Origin of the sequence: Nocardioides ganghwensis, assembly GCF_014779655.1 — a bacterium.
Taxonomy (GTDB): Bacteria; Actinomycetota; Actinomycetes; order Propionibacteriales; family Nocardioidaceae; genus Nocardioides; species Nocardioides ganghwensis.
Genome location: NZ_JACXYX010000001.1, coordinates 59,504 through 82,394, shown reverse-complemented (window position 1 = coordinate 82,394; position 22,891 = coordinate 59,504). Strand labels below are relative to the sequence as shown.

Sequence of the window (22,891 nt, the reverse complement as noted above, 5' to 3'; positions counted from 1 at the left end):
CTCAGCGGCGCACCCGCAGCACCCCGCGGGCCCCGCGCTCGGCGTCCACCATGACGTGGCTGACGAACGGGTAGTCGCCCGGCTCGTCCAGCACGAGCTCGACGAACCCGCCCTGGGCCGGCAGCAGGGGCAGCACCTGCGCTCCGCCGTCGCGGGCCGGCCCCGACCGGCTGCCGAGCTGCCACGCGCCCTCGGAGAACACGGTGTCGAACTGCCCCCCGACGACGTGGAAGGACGACGCGCGGCTCGGTCCCGCGTCGAGCACCCACATCCGGACCCGCTCGCCGGTCCGGGCACGCAGGGGCTGGTGGGCGTACTGGTCGGGGTAGCCGTTGAACACCACGGCGTCCGCGTCCTCGGCCGCCACCTTGTCGAGGTCGGCGACCGCGCCGGCGGCCCCGTGGTACTGCTCGGACTGGACGAGCACGTACTCGCGGTCGACCCGGGGCAGGCCGGGCGGCTCGATCACGACGGCGCCGAAGAGACCATTCGCGATGTGCGCGGTCATCGGCATCGTGGAGCAGTGGTACATCCACACCCCGGCCCGGGTCGCGGTGAAGCGGTAGGTCAGCGACTCCCCGGGCGGGATCGTGCGCATCACGTCGTCGGGGGCGCGCACGCCGGCGTGGAAGTCGATCGAGTGGCCCATGGTGCCGTCGTTGACCAGGGTGATGACGAACCGGTCGCCGACGCGTCCGCGGAGCACCGGGCCGGGCGCGGTGCCGTTGAAGGTCCAGACCTCCTGGGTCACCCCCGGAGCGACCTCGGCCTGCTGCTCGGTGATCCGGAAGGTGCGGCGGTGGACCCGTCCCGGCGCCAGAGGCGGCAGGACCGGGTCGTACGCCGCGAAGTCCGGCCCCGGGTCCCCCGCGGCGTCGATCGGCGCGCCGGACGCGTCGTGGCCGTGGTCCTCGTGCCCGGCGGGCTCGGTGGGCGCGGTGGCGGCCACGGCGTCCCCGCCCGAGGCGGCCGTGTCCCCACCGGTGACCTCGACCGCGAACGTCATCCCCATCTGGCGGTGCCCGACGACCGAGCACCAGCCGTCGAGGTCGCGACCGACGACGCCGACGTCCAGCACGGTCTCCTCACCCGGCGCGATGCGACCCGTGTCGGCGCCGGTCTCCAGGACCAGGTCGTGCACGTCGCCGGCGCTCTCGTTGCGCAGCGTGATCACCAGCCGGTCTCCGGCCGCCACCTCGACGCGGTCGGGGATGAACCGCATCTCCCGGGCCACCACCTCCACCTCGACGGTCCGACCGGTCGGGGCGACCCCTGCATCGGCCGAGCCCACCCGGCCCAGTGCGGCCGGGTCGACGGCACCACCGACCGCCACGGCCAGCACGGCGAGCGCCACCCCGACGGCGGCCAGCCCGGTGTTCTGGCCACGGGGTCGTCCGACGACCGCAGGGCTCGCCGCGCCGCGGTGCCGCAGGCGTACGGCTCGCAGCAGCAGCGGGACGAAGCTCGCGAGGGCTCCGAGCACCAGCACCGACGCGACGACGCGTACGACGCTCGGCACCGGCAGCAGGCACCACACCAGGCCCACGTTGGCGAGGGCCACCCGCATCGCACCGCCCGAGTCGAGCGCCCGGTTGGCGGCCCGTACGACGGCGGGTCCGCCGCCGAGCACCACCGGCACGAGGTAGGACAGGGCGCCGAGCAGCACCTGGGCGACGAACCCGGCGGCGAGGTACGGCGCAGCGTCGTGCAGCGCCCGGGACACGTCGTCCCACTGGCCTCCGACCGCGACCCGCGCCGACACCCAGACGAGCATCGCCACCAGCCACAGCACGCCCGCGCCGACCGACCACGTGGGGAAGCCGTCGGGCGGCTTCACCCTCGCCGCGTCGGTCATCGGGCGGGCCAGGACCAGGACGCCGCCGAGGTAGGTCACCAGGCCGAGCGCGACGACGCGGGGCTGGTCCGCCCACGCCGCGGCCGCCACCAGGCCGATCCCCGCGACCAGCACGGGCAGCGCGGCGCGCGAGGCCTTCTCCGCGCCCTCCGCCAGGCGCGTGCGCAGCATCGTCGGCCACAGCGTGACGAGGGTGCCCAGCACGGTGAGGCCCACCCAGCCGAGCACGTTGATGCCGGCGTGGGCGATGCGCACGCGTGCGTCGAGGGGGTCGGCCAGGCCGCGGGCGAGCCAGACTCCCAGCGTGGCGCCGACGGGGAGGAGGGCACCCGCGGCGAGGTAGTAGTGCACCGTCGGTGCGAAGCGTGAGCCGAACCTGCCACGCAGGCCCCGCGCCAGGGACGCCACGTGCCATGTGACGGCCAGCGCCACGGCCGCCGCGCCGCCCAGGACGAGGAGCCACAGGTCGAAGGCGACCCCGATCGTGACCGCGACCGCGCCGAGGTCGAACGTCGCCAGACGGATCGACTGCTCCCGCCGCGGGGTCGCCGGTCCTCGCAGGAGAGTGTCGGCGAAGTAGCGGCTCCACACGAGGATCGCGTGGCCGGCGGCGCCGAGCAGCAGCAGGTGCAGCAGGAGCCAGCGTGGCTCGGGCACCCACTGGTGCACCAGCGCCACGACCACGGCCGCCAGCAGCCAGCCCACGACCGGCAGGTCCCGGATCGGCCAGAAGCCGCGGGTGCCGGTCGTCGGCTCGCCGGCGCGGGTCCCGGAAGGCGTCTGCAGGGTCGTCATCGCACGACCTCCGACTGGCGTTCCGCGGCCACTGCAGCGCGCGACCCCGGAGGACCCGTCGCAGTGCTCGCGGCAGCCACCACGAAGAACAGCAGCAGTGCGACCGCGTTGCCGGCACCGCCGACCTCGCGCGCCAGGTCGCTGCCGAGGGCGTCGCCTCCCCAGAGGCGGAGGACGAGGGAGGCCTGGAGCAGCAGCCACGGGGCCCACATGGCCGGGCGGTAGGGCAGCGGCACCCGCGTCACCGCCGGGAGGATCGAGGGCGCGTGCGCCATGATCATCGAGATCGTGAAGCCGAGGAAGACCGCGTGCACCAGCGCGTCGTACGCCGCACCGTCGGCCGGCTGCCCGGCGACCAGCCAGATGCCGCCCGCGACGGCCAGCCACAGCTGACCGGCGAGCATGCAGGCGGCTGCGAAGCGAGGGAGCCCGGTGCCGCGCACGGTCCGCCTCGCCACGTCGTACGCCGCGAGCCAGGCCGCGAGCAGCAGGACCACCAGGCCCAGCACACCGGCTCCGACCCGCGGCCACATCGTCGCGGCCGGGACGCCCACGGTCACCGCGAGGCCCAGCAGCACCAGCGAGGTCCCTGCTCCCGGTGGCATCGCCAGCCGTGCCAGCTCGAGGCGCTCGCCGGCGATGGTCAGCACGACGAAGCCGGCCAGCCAGGGAAGCGCGAGGGCGAGGTCGGCGCCGCCGAGGACCAGCACCGCGCCACCGAGCGCGAGGACCGCGCCGAGTGCGGAGACCAGGACCGCGTCGTCGCGCTGGCGCCGCCACAGCGGGACGTATAGCGCGCACAACCCGGCCGTGCCGGCCACCAGGAGGAGGTGGCCGAGCCGGCCCGCTCCCGGGACGAGCAGCGCCAGGGCGCCGGTTCCCAGGAGGGCCGGGACCGCGTAGCCCCAGGAGGAGCCGAGCGCCACGGCACGCTCCAGCGCCACGAGCGTGCCTACGAAGCCGAGCACCATGAGCAGCCCGTGGGCCTCGCCCAGGCGGCCCGAGGGCACCGGCGCCCACACGCCCAGCAGGGTCAGGCCGGCGTCGACGCCGACCACCATCGCGACGGCTGCGGGGACCGCCAGCAGCGCGCGCGGCGCCGGCGGACGACGCCCGCTCACGGGAGGCTCACCTCGCAGCCCAGGGTGTCGGGGCGCGGGCGGAGCCGTACGCCGTCGGCGCCGAGCACGCCCTTGACGAGCCCGAGGTGGACCGCGCACACGACGCCGGGGTGCGACCGCGCCGCCGCGAGGATGGGGCAGGCGTTCAGCGTGACCCGGTCGCCGCTGGCCTCGGGGGCGAAGCCGGTGTGGGCGAGGGCCAGCAGCACGCGCTCGCGGCCGTCCTCGACGGCTCCGAGCTGGGACCGGAGCTGCTCGCCCCAGGCCCGGCCGCCGCGCTCGGCCGCGGGATCGAGGGTGCGTGCGGGGTCCTCGGCGGGATCCGGGCTCGAGCCCGTCGCCGGTCCCCGGTCCAGGCCGGAGGCGAGCGCCATCGCGAGGGCGGCGTACTCCGGCTCGCGGGCGAGGTAGCTCCACGCGGGGCGACCACGACCGCCGCTCCGGCTGGCGATGCGGCTCGCGTTGCCTCCCGCCACGATCGCGTCGAGGTGGCCGCGCAAGGTGTTGGGGTGCAGGCCGGTGCGGTCCTGCAGCTCCCCCAAGGTCAACGGACGGCCGGCCTCGCGGAGGGTGGCCAGCACGCGTGCCTGGGCGGCGGTGACACCCTGCTCATTTATTTCCACGGGGTTCATTGTAGATTATTAGTGAACCCCATGCCCACCCGAGGAGGCACCCATGTCCACCATCACCATCGCCAGCAGTCACGCCGACGCCGAGGCGGCCGAGAAGGTCGAGCAGCACCACGCCGAGATGGCGGGCCGGCTCGCCCTGCTCACCGCTGACGTCGTGCGGGCCGCACGCACCGACCAGGCCCGGTCCGCGCGGCAGCAGCTGCTGTCCTGGCTGCGCGACGAGCTCGTGCCGCACGCGACCGCGGAGGAGCAGACCCTCTACCCCGCCGCCGCGCAGATCGTCGAGGCGCGGTTGCTGGTCGAGGCCATGCTGGCCGAGCACGTCCTCATCCACCGGCTGGTGGCCGACCTCGAGGCTGCGGCCGACCCGATCGAGGCCGCGGCGGTCGCCCGGGCCCTCGAGACGCTCTTCGGCAGCCACCTCGCCAAGGAGAACGACCAGCTCATCCCGACCCTCGTCGCCTCACCGGACTACTCGGTGGCCGAGATGCTGGCCGGCATGCACGAGCTCCTCGGCGGCCACGGTGAGCACGAGGACCACGTCGAGGACGCCTCGGTCACCGAGCCCGGCCACGGCGGGCACCAGTGCGCGTGCGGCGGCCACGACGAGGCGGGCCTGCCCGAGCTCGACGTGCGCACCATCCCGCACGCCATCCGTCACGCGACCATCTTCGGCGCGCTGGAGGGCCTGCGCCCCGGTGCCGGACTGCTGCTGGTCGCCGACCACGACCCGCTGCCGCTCCTGGCCCAGCTCGAGCAGCGTGCCCCCGGCGGCTACGCCGTGTCCTACCGCGACTCGGGTCCCGAGCTGTGGCGCCTGGAGCTGAGCAGGAAGGCCTGACCCGGACAGGTACGCGACGCACCGCCCGACCGTTGGTCGAGAAGTCGGTCGGCGACCGTCACGGGACCAGGCTCGTGCGCAGGTCCACCCGCCCGCGACCCGTGAGCGGCACGCCCTCCTCCCGGAGTCGCTCGACGGCCGTCCCGCCATGACACGTGGCCGGGCTCCCGTCGGCGTGCACCACGCGCCACCACGGCACCGCGTCGCCGTGCAGCGCCATCACCCGCCCCACCTGACGCGGGCCACCGGTCCCGACGGCTCGCGCCAGGGCGCCGTACGTCGTCACCCGGCCGGTCGGGACCTGCTCGACCAGCGTCAGTACCGCCTCGACGTACTCGTCGTCCACGCGGCTCATCCCTCGTCGCTCGCGTCGTAGCGGAGCACGCCGTCGACCACCTGCGCGCCCCCCGACGGCTCGTGCGGGGTGGTCTTGCCTCCGTGCGCCAGGTGCGCCACGTCGATCGCGCGGAGCAGTAGCGCGGCGTCGGCGACGAGCCGGCGGTGGCAGCGCCACCAGACCGCTTCGCTGCACATGACGGCCGTCGTGCCGCGTGCGGCGACGTCCTCGCACAGGTCGTCGAGCGCGGCGATGAAGTCCGGCGTCCGGGTGTGGGCGGCGTACGCCCGGAACGCCTCGACGCGCCACCAGCCGTCGGCGTCCAGATCGGCGCCCTTGTCCCGTCGCCGGCGTCCACCGAGCCGCTCCTCCCAGCGGTACTCGATGCCGGCCTCGGGCAGCCATGCGGCCAGGGCGTCGGAGCTGACGTCGGGGTTGTGCCGACTGCCCGGGAAGCGGCGGACATCGACGAGCAGGTCGACCGCGGCGCCGCTCAGGAGCGCCGCAAGGTCGTCGCGGTCGAGCGTCCCGTGCCCGACGGTGAGCAGCCGACCCATCTCGTCCTCCCTCCGCTCGTCCCGGATCGCGACGCCGGGCCACCCCCGGGACCTCGCACCTACGACGTACCCGTGCTGCGACCGTTGACACGGTCGACGGGCTCGCCGACGGCAGGCTCATCGTGACACCCGCATGGTGCGACCGACAGCCATCTCGACCACCCCCGGACATCGAGGTGGGGCAATGACCCCTCTGCGTGCGAGCGACTCGACCGATCCTGCCTGCGGCCGGACACGCGCGGGACGCGTGGCACCATGCACCGACACACCGGCGGCGCACGGCGGCTCGCCAGGTGACTTCCCCCAGCCGACCTGGAGGCGGCCAGCGGTGCCCGACCCGGACGCGCCTGCCGTGCCGTCGCTGCGCATCCACCAGCGTGAAGCGCTCGAGGCACTCGCTCGCGCGTGGCACGACGCGGAACACCCGCGGGCGTGGGTGGTCCTGCCGCCCGGGGCGGGCAAGACCCGCGTCGGCCTCGAGGCCGTCGCCGGCGAGCTCCGGGAACACCCCGGCACGCGGGCGGTCGTGCTCGCCCCCAACACCGCCATCCAGTCGCAGTGGATCGCCGAGGCAGCGACGATGGGGCTCGACGCGAGCGACGACAAGTCCCTCGCCAGCCCGCTGACCTGCCTGACGTACCAGTCCCTGGCCGTCTTCGACTCCGAGGCCACGGACGCCGACGCCGACGCCGACGCGACCACGGTCGTCGACCGGCTCCACCCCAACGGCGTCGCCCTCTTCGACCGGATCCGCGCAGAGCCTCGCCTGGTGCTCGTCCTCGACGAGTGCCACCACCTGCTCGAGGTGTGGGGGCGGCTGCTCGCCGAGCTGCTCGACGCCGTCGACCGCGCCCACGTCCTGGCGCTCACCGCGACACCGCCCGAGAGCCTCGTCGGCGAGCAGCGCGCGCTCGTCGACCAGCTCTTCGGGAGCATCCTCTACCGCGTCTCGGTCCCGGCGGTGGTCAAGGAGGGGCACCTCGCGCCGTTCGACGAGCTCGTCTGGCTGACCACCCCCACGCCGACCGAGGAGGACTGGCTCACCAGCGAGGCGCTGCGCTTCACCGAGCTCACCACCCTGCTCACCACTCCGGGATTCGGGTCGGTCGGGTTCTACGAGTGGCTCACCGCCCGGTTCGTCGAGCCGGTCCCGGCCACGACCACCTGGGCGGCGCTCGCCGAGCGGGAACCCGACCTCTGCGACTCCGCCCTGCGCATGCACCACGCGGGCCTGCTCGACCTGCCCGTCGGCGCGCGGCTGCGCGAGGAGCACCGGCACGACCCGTCCGCCGAGGACTGGGTACGGCTCCTCGGCGACTGGCTGCTGAACCACGTGGCCGTCTCCGAGGACCCGGGCGACGCCGAGGTGCTCGCGGTCGTGAAGGCCGCCCTGCCCTCGGTGGGCTACCAGTGGACGCGGCGCGGCGTACGTCGCGGGCGCTCCACCGTCGACCGCGTCCTGGCGCGGTCGTACGCCAAGCCCGGCGCCGCGGCCCAGATCATCGCCGCCGAGCACGCCGCGATCGGCGAACGTGTCCGGGTGCTGGTGCTGTGCGACCACGAACGCGCGTCCGCGACCGTGCCCGTCGCCCTCGACGGGGTCCTCGACGCCGAGGCGGGTTCGGCGATGGCCGCGCTCGAGGCCCTGCTGACGGACCCTGACACGGCCGTGCTCCACCCGATGTTGGTCACCGGGTCCGTCGTGGCCGCGTCCGAGGAGACGCTGCGCGACCTCGTCGCCTTCGTCGCCGACCGCGATCGCGAGCTGGCGTCGAAGCTGCTCGTCGAGGCGGGAGCCGGCCCCGTCTCGACCTGTACGTCCGGGTGGACCTCGCGTACCTGGGTCGGCCACGTCACTGCGTTCTTCGAGGCCGGTCGGACCCAGGTCCTCGTCGGCACCCGCGGCCTCCTCGGCGAGGGGTGGAACGCCCGCGGTGTCTCCACGCTCATCGACCTGTCCACCGCCACCACCCTGACGGCCGTCGTGCAGACGCGTGGCCGGGCGCTGCGCACGGACCCGACCTGGCCGGACAAGGTCGCGACCAACTGGACGGTCGTGTGCGTCTCGGAGGCTCACCTCAAGGGTGACAACGACTGGTTCCGGCTGGTGCGCAAGCACCAGGGGTTCCACGGCGTTGACGACGACGGGGACATCGTCGACGGGGTCGCCCACATCGACGCGTCCTTCTCCCCCTTCGCTCCGCCGCCGGTCGCCTCCTTCGACGCCCTGAACGCCCGCATGCTCGTAGCCGCCGCCGACCGCGACGCCATCCGCGACGCGTGGGCGGTCGGCGAGCCCTACCAGGACGTCACCCTGGTCTCATTGCGCGTCCGGCCCGCAACGTCTGTGGTCACCGCGCCATTGGACGACGTCGTCACCCTCGCTCCCGTCCCACCGTCGTGGCGACTGACGACGGACGGGATGACGACCGACGAACCGCTACCGGCCACCAGCTGGCGTACGCCTCTGGCGCTGGCAGCAGGTACGGCGGGCGTCAGCGGCACAACTCTTGTCGCGGGCGAGTGGGCCCTGGTGGCCGGCGCCGTCGGCGCACTGGCCACGATCGGCCATGGCGCTGTCACCGGTCGTCGTCACACCGACACGCTCACGCGATGGGTGCGCTCGCAGCTCGCTCTGACCTCGGTCGTGCCGCCGCTGGTGGCGGTCGCCGCTGCCGTCGCGGACGGCCTGGCTGCCGCCGGGCTGACGAGCGTGGGTGCGTCCGGCCTCGCCGTCGACGTCCACCCCGGCGGGGAGTACCGCTTCCGGCTCGGCGGCACCGAGGCCGACGCCGAGGTCTTCGCGGTCGCGTTCGACGAGGCGATCGGACCGGTCGCCGCACCGCGCTACATCGTGTCCCGCTTCACCGACGCGCAAGCCCCGGACGCCCCGATCCGTACGCGTCGCGGCGCGCGTGCGGCGTTGCGCGCCGCACGGGCGACCGGGGAGGCGTGGCACCCGGTCCCGACCGTCCTGGGCCGCAACGCCACCAGCGCCGGCCACTACCTCGACGCGTGGACCGCCTGGGTGGGCGAGGGCCGGCTGCTCGCAACCGCGAAGCCGGAAGGTGCCGGCATCGTGGCCGCGGTGTCGGGTGAGGACCCGTTCGCAGCGACCACGGTGATGCGGCGCCACTGGTCTTAGCTGCCGATCCGGGTGCCGCGCTCGGCGGCACGTGCCTAGACCGTGACGATGGCCAGGGTCGGATCCAGCCGCGCGATGTCGTCGGGGTCCGACGTCAGGACGGCCAGGTCGCGACGTCGCGCGTGCAGGGCGACGTGCCCATCCACCACGTCGGCGACACCGACCGCTCCGCACAGGACCCCGACGGCGCGCGCCATCTCGGCATCGAGATCGACCAGGACGACATCGCTCGCACCGAGCAGACGCGCCAGTCGCGCCTGCCGTGAGCCGTCGCGCCACACCTGAGCGATGACCGGTGCGGGAATGTCCACCGCCCCTCCACCGGCGATCACCCGATCGAGCAGGTGCACCACCCGCGGCTGCCCTCGGTCAAGGGCGATGAGTGCGCCTGCGTCCAGGCAGAAACCGCGGGTCACGGCTCGAGCTGTGCCCTGGCGAGCGCGTCCTGCACCCAGGTCTCGTCCGCGGCCGTGAGTGGCCCGGCCTCGGTGCGCCACTCAGCCAGCACCGTGGCCACGGACTCGCGTTCGGCCTTCTCCCGCATCGCACTCGCGACGTACGCCGAGACCGACGTCGCGCGACCGGCAGCCACCGCGGCGGCCGCGGACGCGACGAGGTCGTCCGGCAGGCTGACCGTGATGCGGGCACTCATACTTTGATCATACTGATCGGCGCGCAGGCGGGACCACCTTCGAGGACTCCTCCGGCAGAGGCCGCCGGCGGCGACGGCGCGTGTCGTCGGCCTCGCGATCGATCTCCTCCTCGTAGGGCAGGGGTGGGTAGTCGACGTACCTCGGATCTGCACGCACCATGACCTCCCTGGTGACCTCGTTGTCCTCCACCCGGATGGCGAACAACTCCTTGTTGTCGCGGCGGCAACCGACGATGGTCCCTGAGAGGACGTGATCGAAGGTGAAGTCCTTGAATCGCGGGTCCGAGGACGCGTGGCCACCCGCCCTCAGGAAGTGGTCGATGACGTACCGAAGCCACGGCTCCATCGAGTACGACTTCTCCTTGCCGCTCCACGTGATGCAGCACCCGTCCCAGCAGACCGCCCAGTCGCACCAGAGGTTCGGCTGCCCCTGTCCCGGACGGTTGTACCGATCACCGACGCTGGAGCCCGACTCCGCGCGCGGGTTGCCGGGCACCTCGTACGGGTCCCTCGGTCGTAGCGCCGCGACGCGTTGAATGCGGCGAGATAGGCGATCTCGGACTCATTCAGAGGCGGCTCGATGTCGATGTGGCCGACGAAGTCGGTGCTGAAGCCCATGCGTCCTCCCGTGGTCTGGTGGTCGACGTCCACCCTTGCTGCGCCGCACCGCCGACACCAGAGGCGGACGTGTGCCTGTGGATGACGCCAGCACGACGGCGCGCGACCGAGGCATCGTGACGACATGGACGAACTCAGGACGTACGAGCTCCGCGATCCGGCCACGCTGATTCGCGAGGTGGCCAAGGCCGTGGTCCTCGGCGAGGACACCGCGTGGCTGGCGCTCATCCGCCACCCGTCGACGGAGCAGGCCTTGCTCCGCGTGGACCCGCTGCCGATTCCGGCCCTGCTGGACGATGACGACGACATCTCCGAGCATCTCCGCGTAGCGACGGAAGCGTTCGGGCTCCCGTGGACCAACAACGGGAAGGGACCCGACCACAAGGCCGTGACCATCGTCGTGCGACCCGGCTTCGCGATCTTCGGACCCAACGAGGGCGTCTGGTGCCGGGGTTGGCGCTATGCCAATCACCTCCAGCACGTCTACACGGGCGAGCTCATCCTGGTCACCGAGCACGGCTGGGTGGACTTCATGACTGACGCCTGCGGCCACGAGCCCCGGATGGTGGCGTGATCGCTCCGCGCGAACGTGCTGCAAGGCTGTGCTCATGACCGAGGACGAGTTGTTCGACCTGTTGACCGCGATCGAGGAGCGCGTCCCGCTCGACGAGAAGCCCGCACGGTTCGAGCGCCAGGCGAACGACCTCCAGCCTGGCGAGCACGGACGCGAGTCGCTGTTGATCGCGGCTGGTGAGCACTGGCAGATGCATCAGGAGTACGACGAGGCGCGGCGCTGCTTCCGGCTCGCGATGCGTGACGGTGGCGAGTCAGCCTCCGACCCGATCGCGAACCTGTTGTCGTTGGCGCTCGACGAGGGCAACACGGAGTCGGCCGCGGAATACGACAAGGCGTTGCGCGGGCTGGCGCGCGACGACGAGATCAGTCGGACGACCTGTCACCTCGTCGCCGAGGCGTACGAGATCCATGACCAGCTGAGGCAGGCGCTGCGCTGGTACAACATCCCGTTCACGCACGGCTTCCCGGATGGTGACCCCGCTGACGGGATGCTGCTCAGCGGACGGCGTCGCGTCCGGACCGCCCTCGGTCTCGCGCCCGACCAGCTCGACGTCATGGCCGAGGCGCTTCGCCCGACCCGGGAGTAGCGCAGCTCGCCCTCGCCCGAGGCCATCAGTCCCAGAGATCGACGAGGTGGTAGGTCACCCAGCGCAGCGCCGACCGCGCTTCGGCGACCCGCTCGGCGTCCTCCGGGTCATAGGCCAGGAGAAGCTCGCCGGCACGACGAACCTGGGCGCACCACTCGTCGTGCTCGAGCTCGGGCGGGTGGTTCCTGATCTCCTCGACCTGGGCGGCGAGCATCGACCCCAGGTGCCGGCACAGGTGGACATCGAGGTTCCACAGCTCGCTGTCCGTCCATCCCCGCTCCCGTCGCTGCCTCAGCGACCGGCGCCGGGCGAGCCGCTTCTCGAGCGCCCACCATGGCGCCTTCGCGAGCCTGCGCATGCGAGCAGTCGGCCGGCGAGCGCGCGCCTCGGCTTCCTCCACCGTGCTGACCGGACCGAGGTCGTCCATCGTCAGCTGGGAGAGGTCGACCTGCAAGAGACCCTCCACTCGGGGCTGGTAGACCTTCGCCCGACGTACGGGAGCAGGCTCCGTGCGCCCAGCGTCGCTGTCTGGCTCCATTGCGTCCCTTCCACGCCTCCGTCGTCTCGACCGGGGTGGGCGCGGCACCCCATGCACCGCGCCCACCAGCCCATCACCACATGTCCGCGACGCGGACCTCGGTGTAGCCCTTCGGGAAGCTCTCGTCCAGCGAGAAGCAGTCCATCGCAGCGCTCTGCCCGGGCTCGAGCTCGCCGGCGTTGCACTCGACCTCACCGAGCTTGTCGTTGCCCTTCACGAACGTGAAGGTGAACTGAACGACCTCGGTCTGGTCGTGGGTGTTGGTCACCTTCAGCCCCGTGATGTCCGCGCCGCCAAGCGCGTCCTTGACGACCTTCCAACCAGCCTCGATCTTGTAGTCGTCGTGCTCGAACGCCTTGCCGACCGCCACTGCGCGCGGCTTGTCGTTCTCCGCCTCGGCGGAGATGGCCTCGTCGGCCGCGTTGATGCCAGCACCGAGGACCGCGAAGCCGCCCCCCACCAGCAGTACCAGGGCGATGACCACGCCCAGCAACACCTTCTTCATGGTGTCGACCCCCATCTGTCATCGCGGCAGCACGCAATGACGCGTGCAGTCGCGGCGGAGACCATCCGACGGACGCCCCCGCATTCCGTACGACGTGCGCCCCGGCCGGCTGATGCCGTGCCCGACGTCCCCCGTCGTGCCGCCGGGATCCGGCGACAGGGAGCACGTTATGGACCGCCACCGACAGTGGACCGGAAATGGTCTAGACATCGCGTGCCGGTCGCCTTCAGTCCGTCAGCGGAGCGCAGCGGGTCCGTGACCTGGGCGATCACCCCTGAGTGCGCACGCCGGACGAGTCCCGCGGGTGTTCCATCGCGATGGCGCCGCCCCGGAGGTGAGACTAAGGACATCGAAGCGAGTCCACTCGGCGATCGCGGAGATCGGCGGTGACAGGCATGCCCAGAGGACTCGGCTGAGATGCAAGTGGGCGGGCACCTCTGCTACGAGACCGGCGACAAGGCGACAGAATCGGCCCGGTGAGGCGAATGATCGAGGTGGTCGGCGCGGTGATCGTGCGCGACGGACTCGTGTACTGCGTACAACGCGGACCTGGCGGCAGCCTGCCTGGCATGTGGGAGTTTCCCGGCGGAAAGATCGAGCCCGGCGAAGACGAGATCACCGCCCTGAGTCGCGAGATCCAGGAGGAACTCCTGTGCGAGGTGAAGGTCGGCAACAAGGTCGTTACCACCGCGCATGACTACGAATTCGGGACCGTTCGACTCACGACCTTCTACTGCGACCTGATTGCGGGCGAGCCATCGCTCACCGAGCACGCAGCTGAACTCTGGCTGCACCCCGCCCATCTCGCCGACTTGGCTTGGGCTCCAGCGGATGTGCCAGCGGTCGAGGAAGTCGTGAGGCACTTGACCGGCGCGACGAATGATTAAACGGCGGGTTGACCGTCACGAACCCCCTGAATCCCGACATCTCGTCGAATCCGCCTGGCAAGCTTCCGTCGCGTGCACGAATCTTCTTCACTGCCTGTTGGCCTTCACGAAACGCTCGTCACGGAGCAGCTTCAGTCGCTGATGAATCTCGACCAAGCGAACGAGCACGAACAGGGCCGGGTGGATGAAGCGGATCAAGTTCATGTTCTAACCCGCCACATCGCGTCTGCATTTCAGCGCCGCCTGGCCGCAATCAAAGATCCCGTTGCGCGTCTCGACGCGGCCAACGACCTCTTGCGAGTGATCGAGGGTTCGCACCGTCCTGTCACTGCGCCTGTCGAGCAACTGCTCGCCGTGCGCCGACCTGCAGGCCCAGGACAGGTAGCGCGGATGGCGCTCCGGCCAAAGACTCCCCTGAACGACGCCGCGTTGCTCACCAATGCACACGGCGAGCCCAGCCTTGCCTCCGAGCTTCGAGCCGAGATCGACTCGGCAGACACTGTCGACCTTCTGTGCGCCTTCGTGATGTGGCATGGCCTGCGCCTGATTGAGAACGAACTCAAGGCGGCGCACGACGCGGGGGTACCGATTCGCGTCGTCACCACGACGTACATCGGTGGCACCGAGCGGCGCGCGCTCGACCGGTTGGTCAACGAGTTCGGTGCGGAGGTGAAGGTCCAGTACGACGCCAAGCGCACGCGCCTTCACGCCAAGGCGTGGCTTTTCGGGCGCAACACGGGCTTCGACACCGCGTACGTAGGTTCCTCGAACCTCACCACCTCGGCCATGCTGGAGGGGGTCGAATGGAACGTGCGGCTGAGCACGGCCGCGACCCCGAGCCTGCTCGACAAGTTCCGCGCCACCTTCGACGCGTATTGGAACAGCCCCGAGTTCGAGTCGTACGACCCCGAACGCGATCGCGATCGCCTCGACGACGCGCTTCTCGAAGCCAAGGGCGGCAAGTCCTCCGACCGGGTCACGATCACGCTCGCGGGCCTCGAGGTACGCCCCTACCCGTATCAGCAGGAGATGCTCGATGCGATCCAGGTTGAGCGTGTGCTCCATGACAGGCATCGGAATCTCGTGGTCGCGGCAACGGGCACGGGCAAGACCGTCATCGCTGCCCTCGACTACCGAAACCTCGCGTACGAAGCCGGCAGGCAGCCGTCGCTGCTGTTCGTCGCGCACCGCAAGGAAATCCTGGTGCAGTCAATGCGGACCTACCGCGAGGTGCTCGGGGACGGCGACTTCGGTGAACTCTACGTCGGCGGCCAGCGACCCGAGCGCTGGCAGCACGTCTTCGCCAGCATCCAGTCGCTGACGGCCTACGGCGTCGCCAACATCCCAGCTGACGCATTCGAGATCGTCGTCATCGACGAGTTCCACCACGCAGAAGCGCGCACCTACCGACGGATCCTCGACCACGTGACACCCCGAGAGCTTCTGGGCCTCACCGCTACGCCAGAGCGTGGCGATGGAGTCGACGTGCGCACCTTCTTCGACGGTCGTACGGCGGCCGAACTTCGACTGTGGGATGCCCTCGGGGCCGACCTTCTCTGCCCGTTCCACTACTTCGCGATCGCCGACGGCACCGACCTTCGCTCGATCACCTGGTCTCGAGGCAAGTACGACGAGACCCAACTCGATGGCGTCTTCACCGGAAACGACGCGCGTGCGCGAATCATTCTGAAAGCCGTCGAAGACAAGATTGCCGACGCCGGGCAGATGCGAGCATTGGGCTTCTGCGTCAGCGTTGCACATGCCGAGTACATGACGCGCGTGTTCAACAATGCTGGCATTCCAGCGCGCACCGTCGACGGAACTACGCCTCACGACAAGCGGGCGACTGCACTACGCGCACTTCGGGACGCCGAGGTGAATGTGCTGTTCACCGTCGACGTCTTCAATGAGGGCCTCGACGTCCCCGACGTCGACACGGTGTTGTTCTTGAGGCCGACGGAGAGCTCCACCATCTTCATGCAGCAGTTGGGCCGCGGACTGCGCCGGACCACGAACAAGGCGGTTCTCACCGTCCTGGACTTCGTTGGCTATCACCGGAAGGAGTTCAGCTTCGCGCGCAAGTTCAGTGCCCTCACGGGACTTCACGGCAAGCAGCTCGAGAAGGCAGTGAAGGAAGACTTCCCCTTCCTGCCTTCCGGATGTCAGGTCAGGCTGGACCAGCAGAGTCAGCAGGTGGTCCTGGAGAATCTGCGCTCCCAGATCAGCAACCGCTGGGCGCAGATCGTCGCTCACCTCAAGGCCACCAAGGACGACTCACTTGCAGATTTCCTCGACGCCTCTGGGCTGGAACTGAGCGACATCCTCCGACGGGGAAGCCATTCGTGGACCAAGCTTCGTAGAGATGCAGACCTGCCCACGCTTCCGGGCTCCGAGCTCGAAGCCAGGCTCCTGAAGCGCGTACGTGCGTTCGCCCACGTGGATGACCCGATCAGGGCGACGGCCTACAAGGCACTGCTAGACGACGGGGCGCCGGACTACTCGCACATGTCGCAGGCCGAGCAGCGCCTGGCGCGAATGCTCTACTTCTCCCTCTGGTCCGACGGCGGGGGCTACGCCTCAGTCGACGAGGGCCTCGACGCTCTCCGCGGGGAAGTCGCGACCCGCGCAGAGATCTCGACGGTCGTCGACCTGAGCTACGAGGCCGCGCGCCACGTCCCGTCCGATCTCCCGCCGACGCTGGCAAACGTACCTTTGAAGATCCACGCCAGATATCAGCGTGAGGAGATCCTCGCCGCGCTCGACTTCCCGCGGAACCCCAACAGCTTCCGCGAGGGAGTGCTGTATCTCGAACACCTGAACGTCGACGCCTTCTTCATCACCCTGAAGAAGTCAGAGGCGGACTACTCGCCGACGACGATGTACGCCGACTACCCGATCTCGCGCGACCTGTTCCACTGGGAGTCGCAGTCAACTACCTCTGTCTCGTCGAAGACGGGTCAGCGGTATCTCAGCGGCTCGAGCACCGTGCTCTTGTTCGTGCGTCAGGAACAGAAGGACGACTTCGGCACGTCGCCCTACCTCTTCCTGGGGCCGGCGACGTACGTCAGCCACACAGGCGATCGCCCGATTGCGATCACGTGGCGGCTTGGAACCCAGATGCCGACGGACTTCTTCAATCACGCGTCTGCGGTTGCTCAGTAGAGCGTCCCGCCCACGCCTGACGGTCCCGAGCTAGGACAAGCTGAAGGGCCCCGACCTCTCACATTCAAGGTCGGGGCCCTTCAGATCAATCAGGTCATCAGCTGCAGCCGCTCGTGCTCCCGCAGCCCTCGCACACGTAGCACGAGCCGGCCGGGCGCATCTTCGTCCCGCAGGTCATGCAGAGGGGGGAGTCGACGGCGGTGCCGGTGAGCTTCTCGAAGAGCTCGGCCGTGGTCTTGGCCTCGCCCGTGGTCACGTGGGCCGGGACCTGGCGGGCCTCGGAGCCGTGGGTGTCCTTGGTCTCGACGTCGATGACCTCGGTCTTGGTTTCGACAGGCTCAACCGGCGAGGAGGAGTCGGACGAGGTGAGCTCGGACGCCGAGCCGGTCTCCTCCACGAGCGGCTCGTAGGAGCCGGTCTCGAGGTGGCGCTGGCGCTCCTCGGCGGAGTAGATGCCGAGCTGCGAGCGCTCCTCGAAGGACAGGTAGTCCAGGGCCAGGCGGCGGAAGATGTAGTCCATGATCGACTGCGACATCCGCACGTCCGGGTCGTCGGTCAGGCCGGCCGGCTCGAAGCGCAGGTTGGTGAACTTCGAGACGTACGTCTCGAGCGGCACGCCGTACTGCAGGCCGATCGACACCGCGATCGAGAAGGCGTCCATCACGCCGGCCAGGGTCGAGCCCTGCTTGCCGAGCTTGAGGAAGACCTCGCCGAGCTGGCCGTCGTCGTGGGCACCGGAGGTCATGTAGCCCTCGGCACCGCCGACGGTGAACGACGTCGTGCGGGAGACGCGCGACTTCGGCAGGCGCTTGCGGACCGGGGCGTAGACGACCTTCTCCACGACCTTCTCGACGACCTCGGCCTCGGCCGCAACCTTGTCGGCGGCGTCCTTCTTGGCCTTGCCGCCACCGTCGGACAGGGGCTGGCCGACCTTGCAGTTGTCGCGGTAGATCGCGGTCGCCTTCAGGCCCAGCTTCCAGGACTGCAGGTAGACGTCCTCGATCTCCTCGACCGTGGCCGACTCCGGCAGGTTGACCGTCTTGGAGATCGCGCCGGAGAGGAACGGCTGCGCGGCCGCCATCATCCGCACGTGGCCCATCGGCTTGAGCGCCCGGGCGCCCATCGCGGTGTCGAAGATCTCGTAGTGCTCGGTCTTCAGGCCGGGCGCGTCGATCACGTGGCCGTGCTCGGCGATGTAGGCGACGATCGCCTCGACCTGCTCCTCCTGGTAGCCCAGCTTCTTCAGGGCCCGCGGGATGGTCTGGTTGACGATCTGCATCGAGCCGCCGCCGACGAGCTTCTTGAACTTCACGAGCGAGAAGTCGGGCTCGATGCCGGTGGTGTCGCAGTCCATCATGAAGCCGATGGTGCCGGTGGGCGCGAGCACCGAGGCCTGCGCGTTGCGGAAGCCGTTCTTGTCGCCGAGCTTGATCACGTCGGCCCACGCCTTGGTGGCCAGCTTGTGCACGCGGCCGTCCTCGGTGTGCAGCACGCGGACGACGTCGTTGGCCGCCTGGTGCTTGCGCATCACGCGCTTGTGGGCGTCGGCGTTGCGGGCGTACCCGGCGTACGGCCCCACGATGCCGGCGAGCTCGGCGCTGCGCTTGTAGGAGGTGCCGGTCATGAGCGAGGTGATCGCGGCAGCCATCGAGCGGCCACCCTCGGAGTCGTACCCGAGGCCCATCGCCATCAGCAGCGCGCCGAGGTTGGCGTACCCGATGCCGAGCTGGCGGTAGTCGACGGTGGTCTTGCCGATCGCCTCGGTCGGGAAGTCCGCGAAGCAGATCGAGATGTCCATCGCAGTGATGATGAACTCGACGGCCTTGGCGAAGAGGGCGGCGTCGAAGGTGTCGTCGTCCTTGAGGAACTTCAGCAGGTTGAGCGACGCCAGGTTGCACGAGGAGTTGTCGAGCGACATGTACTCCGAGCACGGGTTGGACGCGGTGATGCGGCCGGTCTCGGGGTTGGTGTGCCAGTCGTTGATCGTGTCGTCGTACTGCAGGCCCGGGTCGGCGCAGGCCCAGGCGGCCTCGCTGATCTTGCGGAAGAGGTCGCGGGCGTCGACGGTCTCGATGACCTCACCGGTGCCGCGCGAGCGCAGGCCGAACTCGGTGCCGTCCTCGACCGCGCGCATGAACTCGTCGCTGACACGGACCGAGTTGTTGGCGTTCTGGTACTGGACGGAGGTGATGTCGGCGCCGCCGAGGTCCATGTCGAACCCGGCGTCGCGGAGGGCGCGGATCTTGTCCTCCTCCTTGGCCTTCGTCATCACGAACTCCTCGATGTCGGGGTGGTCGACGTCGAGGACGACCATCTTGGCCGCACGACGCGTCGCGCCGCCCGACTTGATGGTGCCGGCGGACGCGTCGGCGCCGCGCATGAAGGAGACGGGGCCGGAGGCCGTACCGCCGGAGGAGAGGAGCTCCTTGGAGGAGCGGATGCGGGAGAGGTTGAGGCCGGCGCCGGAGCCGCCCTTGAAGATGAAGCCCTCCTCCTTGTACCAGTTGAGGATCGAGTCCATCGAGTCGTCGACCGAGAGGATGAAGCAGGCCGAGACCTGCTGCGGCGACGGGGTGCCGACGTTGAACCAGACGGGAGAGTTGAAGGAGAAGTACTGGTTGACCAGCAGCCAGGTCAGCTCGTGCTCGAAGATCTCGGCGTCGGCGTCGGTGGCGAAGTAGTCGTGGTCGATGCCGGCCTTGGTGTAGGTCTTCACGACCCGGTCGATGAGCTGCTTGAGGCTCCACTCGCGGGCGTCGGTGCCGACGGCGCCGCGGAAGTACTTGGTGGTGACGATCGTCGAGGCGTTGACCGACCAGAAGTCGGGGAACTCCACGCCGCGCTGCTCGAAGACGGTCTCGCCGGTCTTCCAGTTCTGCTGGACGACGTCGCGACGCTCCCACGTGATGGCGTCGTAGGGGTGGGTGCCCTCGGTGCTGAAGACGCGCTCCATCTTCAGGCCCTTGCCCCTCGCCTTCGCGCGGGTGCTCACCGTCTCGGTCATGGGTTCTCCTCTTCCCTGGTTCTGCTTCAACTTCGCGAGTCTTCTCGCGGCTGCTTGGTAAGCCCGGCAGGCAGCTTCCCCACTACCTGCCGGGCCGAATGTGGGTCAGCCCGAATGCGCCGGATGCGCTGGCTGGTCGTCCGCGGCTCGCTCGAGCCGCAGCATCTTGATCTCCGCGTCGAAGTCGTCGGCCGACTCGAACGCGCGGTAGACGGAGGCGAACCGGAGGTACGCCACCTCGTCGAGCGCCCGCAACGGGGCGAGGATCGCGAGGCCGACGTCGTTGGCGTCGAACTCGGCCTGCCCGCTCAGACGGAGTGCGTCCTCGACCTCCTGGCCGAGGCAGGCGAGCTGGGCGTCGGTGACCGGGCGGCCCTTGCAGGCCTTGCGGACGCCGGCGATCGCCTTGTCGCGGTTGAACGGCTCGGTCGCGCCCGAGCGCTTGAGCACGGTGAGCTGCATCTTCTCGACCGTCGTGAAGCGACGGTCGCAGGCCGCACACGTACGCCGGCGGCGGATCGAGCCACCGTCGTCGGCGACGCGGGAGTCGAGGACCTTGGTGTCCTCGTTCTTGCAGTAGGGACAGTGCATGGCGGCCCTCCTCCCGGGTACGTTCAGGGCGCGGTTCGTACACCCTCATAACGGGGTGGCGCCTGTGGATCTTCCTGTGGACATCTAGCCTGCGCCTGTGGGTTCACGCCCTCAGCCTGTGCACCAGATGTGGATAACTACAGCGGTGTAACTACTAGATGTAGTGGTAACCGTACGCCCCGACCACAACGCATGGCAAGCGAATGCCGAAGCTCGTCGGATCAATTTCGAGCCCTCGACAAAACCGCAGGTCAGGGCTCTGCGACGTGGTCCAGCGGCGGCGTGTCGGGCCCCTCCTTCTGGGTCGTTCGGCTGCCCCACTCAGGTCACATCCGCCACAATGGAGCCCGTGTCCACGGGGAAGAGAGCAGGGTCGCGCAGAGGCGCCCGCCAGCCCCGTCCCTTGAACAAGGCGGCGCTGCTCCTGGGCGCCGCGACCACCCTCTTGGTGGTGGCCTGGGGCTACCTCGTGTACGCCGCGATCGACTTCGGTACGGCCGCGCGCGGGGGCAACTCGTCGGCGTGGACCTTCATGGCCCTTGCCTGCGCCGGCGCCATCGCCTGCCTCTTCGTCGGCCTGCTCCTGGTCGCGCGGATGATGCGGGTCATGGGGATCACCTCACCGCCCCCGTCGCCCGACGCTCCCCCGCGCCCCGTCGGCGGGAAGCGCGCCGCGCGGTGATCGTGGAGGACCTGAGTCACCCGGTGGCTCGGAACTGCCACGATCTTGCTCGCTGATCGTCTGTGCGGTGGCCGTGGTGCGCCTGGTGAACCACACGCACCGCACTCTTCGCGCCCAGGAGCTTGGGCGGGGTCGGACTCGAAGTTCGCTCGTGCGTGGTACGAGTGAACTTCGACCTTCGCTATCTGAGGACCAGTTGTGGGAGGGCCTCGACGATCTGGAGGTCCTGGGCCGCACCAGCGACGGTGAGGGTCTCCGGGATCGAGGCCCAGTCGCCGTTGCCGATGCGGAACTCGCCGGCGTAGGTCGTGTCGACGCGTACTGCGACCTCGTCGACGTTGGCATACTCGTGCGTGATCTCGAGGTCAGGGTGCGGGCTGCCCGGGCTTGTCGTGGTGGTGCTGGTGCCGTCGCCGAAGTGCCACTTGTACGACACCGGGACCGCGCGGATGGTGACCGGCTGGCCCGCCAAGGTGACCTCACGTTCGATGAGCCGGTGGTCCGGCGTGTAGAAGTTGGTCTTGAAGTTGACCAGGGTCTTGCCGCCCCTCGGCTGCACGACCAACGTCGACGCTGGCCACTCCATGCGCTTGAACTCCCGGATGATCAGCTTGACGAGGTCGACTTCTTGCACCGCGTCTTCTGGCACGCACACGTCGCCCACATCCACGCCGTCCCTGAAGACGTCATGCATGAAGCCCTCTTCTCCGTTCTCGACGCATTCGACGTGCTCAGCGCAGATGCCGCCGTTGCCGCATTGGATGGTGACGACCCAAGTGTGGCCGTCACCTGAACCGGACGATTCTTGGTACTCAGCGAAGGTCCAGCTGCATTCAGCATCAGCCTGCTCCCAGCCCACCGCGATACATGACGACGGATCAGCAACTGCGGGCGAGGCCGTCAGCGTCATGCCGCCCAGCGGTGCCCAGGCGAGGAAAGGAATCCACAAACGCTGTCGCATCACACGATCGCGAAGTGGGTCACGACCCACTCGCCTTCCACCTTCCCCAGCGTCACGCGGATGGTCGATCGGCCTTCTGGCAGCGTCTGAGTCTCCCCGCTAGGACGCAGAATGACCGTCTCGGGGATGTCCTTCGTCAGGTTGTAGGTCGGCGGATTACCTGCCATTCGCTCGAGGTCGACAATTGTGGAGCCCGCGAACTCCGCGCTACCACCGTTCTCGTACACCTGCTCAACGTTGGCGACGAAGTCCTGACATGGCCTGCACTCCGGAGTCATCCGGTCGTACTCAGCGGTCTCTCCCGTTACCTGCATCTCGTCGCCGGCCTCAACCCAGCGCCGGATGAACTCCTCCGGACTCTCCGCCTCCGGCTCCTCCGACTCCGTCGGGCTCGGCGTCGGCGACGAACTCGTCGGCTCCGGGATCTTCGGCGTGGGCTCCGGGTCGTCGGAGCACCCGGCCAGTAGGGCGGGGACCGCGAGGGTGAGCGCGAGTGCGCGGCGTACGTGCATGAAGGTGCCTTCCCGAGAACAACGTCAGCACGGGTGAAACTACCCATTCGGGCGTGGTCTGAACCAGACCGGAGGCAAAGCCTGTGGACAACCGGCGCTCGAAAAGATCGTGGAGCTCTTGGGTCACCAGGTGACTCAGAACTTCCACGTTGTCGCCCGCTCGTCCCCTTCGATACGCCGGCTCGTCCCTCACCGGCACTCAGGACGCCGCCTCGCAGCCACTCGACCACCGAAGCAGCAAATGCGCCGAGGGGCGGGCCCACAGGCCCGCCCCTCGGTCTTCCCCTTGGTTCCACCAGCCGGGGTCGAAGCGGCTGATGGAGGCCTCGCGCG

The 22,891-nt window shown here is 69.8% G+C and carries 20 protein-coding genes and 2 pseudogenes; 8 read left to right on the top strand and 14 right to left on the bottom strand.

The window, feature by feature from the left end; genetic code table 11:
- Position 1 precedes the first annotated feature (1 nt).
- Genes IEZ24_RS00385 through IEZ24_RS00375 form a run of 3 tightly spaced genes read right to left on the bottom strand, consistent with a single transcriptional unit; the run spans position 2 to position 4,403 of the window.
- Positions 2 to 2,650 carry a multicopper oxidase domain-containing protein gene (locus tag IEZ24_RS00385; protein ID WP_129455281.1) on the bottom strand — a complete coding sequence of 883 codons (2,649 nt, stop codon included), beginning with the start codon at positions 2,648 to 2,650 and terminating at the stop codon, positions 2 to 4.
- Positions 2,647 to 3,771, bottom strand: coding sequence for a hypothetical protein (locus IEZ24_RS00380; RefSeq protein WP_191192789.1), 1,125 nt, complete (start codon positions 3,769 to 3,771; stop codon positions 2,647 to 2,649). The genes IEZ24_RS00385 and IEZ24_RS00380 overlap by 4 nt, the downstream gene beginning before the upstream one ends.
- Positions 3,768 to 4,403, bottom strand: coding sequence for a helix-turn-helix transcriptional regulator (locus IEZ24_RS00375; RefSeq protein ID WP_129455282.1), 636 nt, complete (start codon positions 4,401 to 4,403; stop codon positions 3,768 to 3,770). The genes IEZ24_RS00380 and IEZ24_RS00375 overlap by 4 nt, the downstream gene beginning before the upstream one ends.
- Before the next feature lie 43 nt (positions 4,404 to 4,446).
- On the opposite strand from IEZ24_RS00375, the pseudogene IEZ24_RS21435 reads away from it, so the two are divergent.
- Positions 4,447 to 4,848 (top strand): annotated as a pseudogene (locus tag IEZ24_RS21435) (hemerythrin domain-containing protein); the annotation flags it as partial.
- Between the two features lie 135 nt (positions 4,849 to 4,983).
- Positions 4,984 to 5,244: pseudogene (locus IEZ24_RS21430) on the top strand (DUF2249 domain-containing protein); the annotation flags it as partial.
- 58 nt (positions 5,245 to 5,302) lie between these two features.
- On the opposite strand, the gene IEZ24_RS00365 reads toward IEZ24_RS21430, so the two are convergent.
- Positions 5,303 to 5,599 carry an MGMT family protein gene (locus tag IEZ24_RS00365; RefSeq protein ID WP_129455284.1) on the bottom strand — a complete coding sequence of 99 codons (297 nt, stop codon included), beginning with the start codon at positions 5,597 to 5,599 and terminating at the stop codon, positions 5,303 to 5,305.
- Entirely contained in the window at positions 5,596 to 6,138 is a 543-nt protein-coding gene (locus IEZ24_RS00360) for a DUF488 domain-containing protein (RefSeq protein ID WP_129455285.1), read from the bottom strand. The genes IEZ24_RS00365 and IEZ24_RS00360 overlap by 4 nt, the downstream gene beginning before the upstream one ends.
- Positions 6,139 to 6,466: 328 nt before the next feature.
- Here IEZ24_RS00360 and IEZ24_RS00355 point away from each other — a divergent pair, with 328 nt between their 5' ends.
- A complete protein-coding gene (locus tag IEZ24_RS00355; RefSeq protein ID WP_242498490.1) occupies positions 6,467 to 9,283 on the top strand; it encodes a DEAD/DEAH box helicase family protein in 2,817 nt (938 codons plus the stop codon).
- A gap of 35 nt (positions 9,284 to 9,318) precedes the next feature.
- Here IEZ24_RS00355 and IEZ24_RS00350 read toward each other — a convergent pair whose 3' ends face one another.
- From IEZ24_RS00350 to IEZ24_RS00340, 3 genes are read right to left on the bottom strand one after another with little or no spacing between them, the layout of a single operon-like run.
- A complete protein-coding gene (locus IEZ24_RS00350) occupies positions 9,319 to 9,699 on the bottom strand; it encodes a PIN domain-containing protein (protein WP_207206819.1) in 381 nt (126 codons plus the stop codon).
- Positions 9,696 to 9,935 (bottom strand): hypothetical protein, encoded by a 240-nt coding sequence (locus tag IEZ24_RS00345; RefSeq protein ID WP_129455287.1) that lies wholly within the window; start codon positions 9,933 to 9,935, stop codon positions 9,696 to 9,698. The genes IEZ24_RS00350 and IEZ24_RS00345 overlap by 4 nt, the downstream gene beginning before the upstream one ends.
- A 7-nt stretch (positions 9,936 to 9,942) precedes the next feature.
- Positions 9,943 to 10,431, bottom strand: a complete 489-nt coding sequence (locus tag IEZ24_RS00340) for a hypothetical protein (RefSeq protein ID WP_129455288.1) — start codon at positions 10,429 to 10,431, stop codon at positions 9,943 to 9,945.
- A gap of 246 nt (positions 10,432 to 10,677) precedes the next feature.
- Here IEZ24_RS00340 and IEZ24_RS00335 point away from each other — a divergent pair, with 246 nt between their 5' ends.
- Complete coding sequence (locus tag IEZ24_RS00335; protein ID WP_129455289.1) at positions 10,678 to 11,127, top strand: hypothetical protein; 450 nt, start codon at positions 10,678 to 10,680, stop codon at positions 11,125 to 11,127.
- Positions 11,128 to 11,161: 34 nt separating this feature from the next.
- On the top strand, positions 11,162 to 11,716 hold the full coding sequence (locus IEZ24_RS00330) for a hypothetical protein (protein WP_129455290.1): 555 nt from the start codon (positions 11,162 to 11,164) through the stop codon (positions 11,714 to 11,716).
- A gap of 25 nt (positions 11,717 to 11,741) precedes the next feature.
- Here the strand turns inward: IEZ24_RS00330 and IEZ24_RS00325 are convergent, their stop codons facing one another.
- The gene (locus tag IEZ24_RS00325; protein WP_129455291.1) at positions 11,742 to 12,182 is read right to left on the bottom strand and encodes a hypothetical protein; all 441 of its coding nucleotides are present in this window, start codon (positions 12,180 to 12,182) and stop codon (positions 11,742 to 11,744) included.
- 145 nt (positions 12,183 to 12,327) lie between these two features.
- Entirely contained in the window at positions 12,328 to 12,759 is a 432-nt protein-coding gene (locus IEZ24_RS00320; protein WP_129455292.1) for a hypothetical protein, read from the bottom strand.
- Positions 12,760 to 13,244: 485 nt separating this feature from the next.
- Here IEZ24_RS00320 and IEZ24_RS00315 point away from each other — a divergent pair, with 485 nt between their 5' ends.
- Positions 13,245 to 13,646, top strand: coding sequence for a (deoxy)nucleoside triphosphate pyrophosphohydrolase (locus tag IEZ24_RS00315; RefSeq protein WP_191192804.1), 402 nt, complete (start codon positions 13,245 to 13,247; stop codon positions 13,644 to 13,646).
- 141 nt (positions 13,647 to 13,787) lie between these two features.
- Complete coding sequence (locus tag IEZ24_RS00310; RefSeq protein WP_191192788.1) at positions 13,788 to 16,808, top strand: DUF3427 domain-containing protein; 3,021 nt, start codon at positions 13,788 to 13,790, stop codon at positions 16,806 to 16,808.
- A gap of 97 nt (positions 16,809 to 16,905) precedes the next feature.
- Here the strand turns inward: IEZ24_RS00310 and IEZ24_RS00305 are convergent, their stop codons facing one another.
- Positions 16,906 to 19,812, bottom strand: coding sequence for a vitamin B12-dependent ribonucleotide reductase (locus IEZ24_RS00305; RefSeq protein WP_129455294.1), 2,907 nt, complete (start codon positions 19,810 to 19,812; stop codon positions 16,906 to 16,908).
- Between the two features lie 105 nt (positions 19,813 to 19,917).
- Positions 19,918 to 20,403, bottom strand: a complete 486-nt coding sequence (gene nrdR / locus IEZ24_RS00300) for a transcriptional regulator NrdR (RefSeq protein WP_129455295.1) — start codon at positions 20,401 to 20,403, stop codon at positions 19,918 to 19,920.
- Between the two features lie 403 nt (positions 20,404 to 20,806).
- Here nrdR and IEZ24_RS00295 point away from each other — a divergent pair, with 403 nt between their 5' ends.
- A complete protein-coding gene (locus IEZ24_RS00295; RefSeq protein ID WP_129455296.1) occupies positions 20,807 to 21,085 on the top strand; it encodes a hypothetical protein in 279 nt (92 codons plus the stop codon).
- Between the two features lie 181 nt (positions 21,086 to 21,266).
- Here IEZ24_RS00295 and IEZ24_RS00290 read toward each other — a convergent pair whose 3' ends face one another.
- Both IEZ24_RS00290 and IEZ24_RS00285 read right to left on the bottom strand, forming a co-directional pair.
- Positions 21,267 to 22,046 carry a hypothetical protein gene (locus IEZ24_RS00290; protein WP_129455297.1) on the bottom strand — a complete coding sequence of 260 codons (780 nt, stop codon included), beginning with the start codon at positions 22,044 to 22,046 and terminating at the stop codon, positions 21,267 to 21,269.
- Entirely contained in the window at positions 22,046 to 22,558 is a 513-nt protein-coding gene (locus IEZ24_RS00285; RefSeq protein WP_129455298.1) for a hypothetical protein, read from the bottom strand. The genes IEZ24_RS00290 and IEZ24_RS00285 overlap by 1 nt, the downstream gene beginning before the upstream one ends.
- Positions 22,559 to 22,891: the final 333 nt, after the last annotated feature.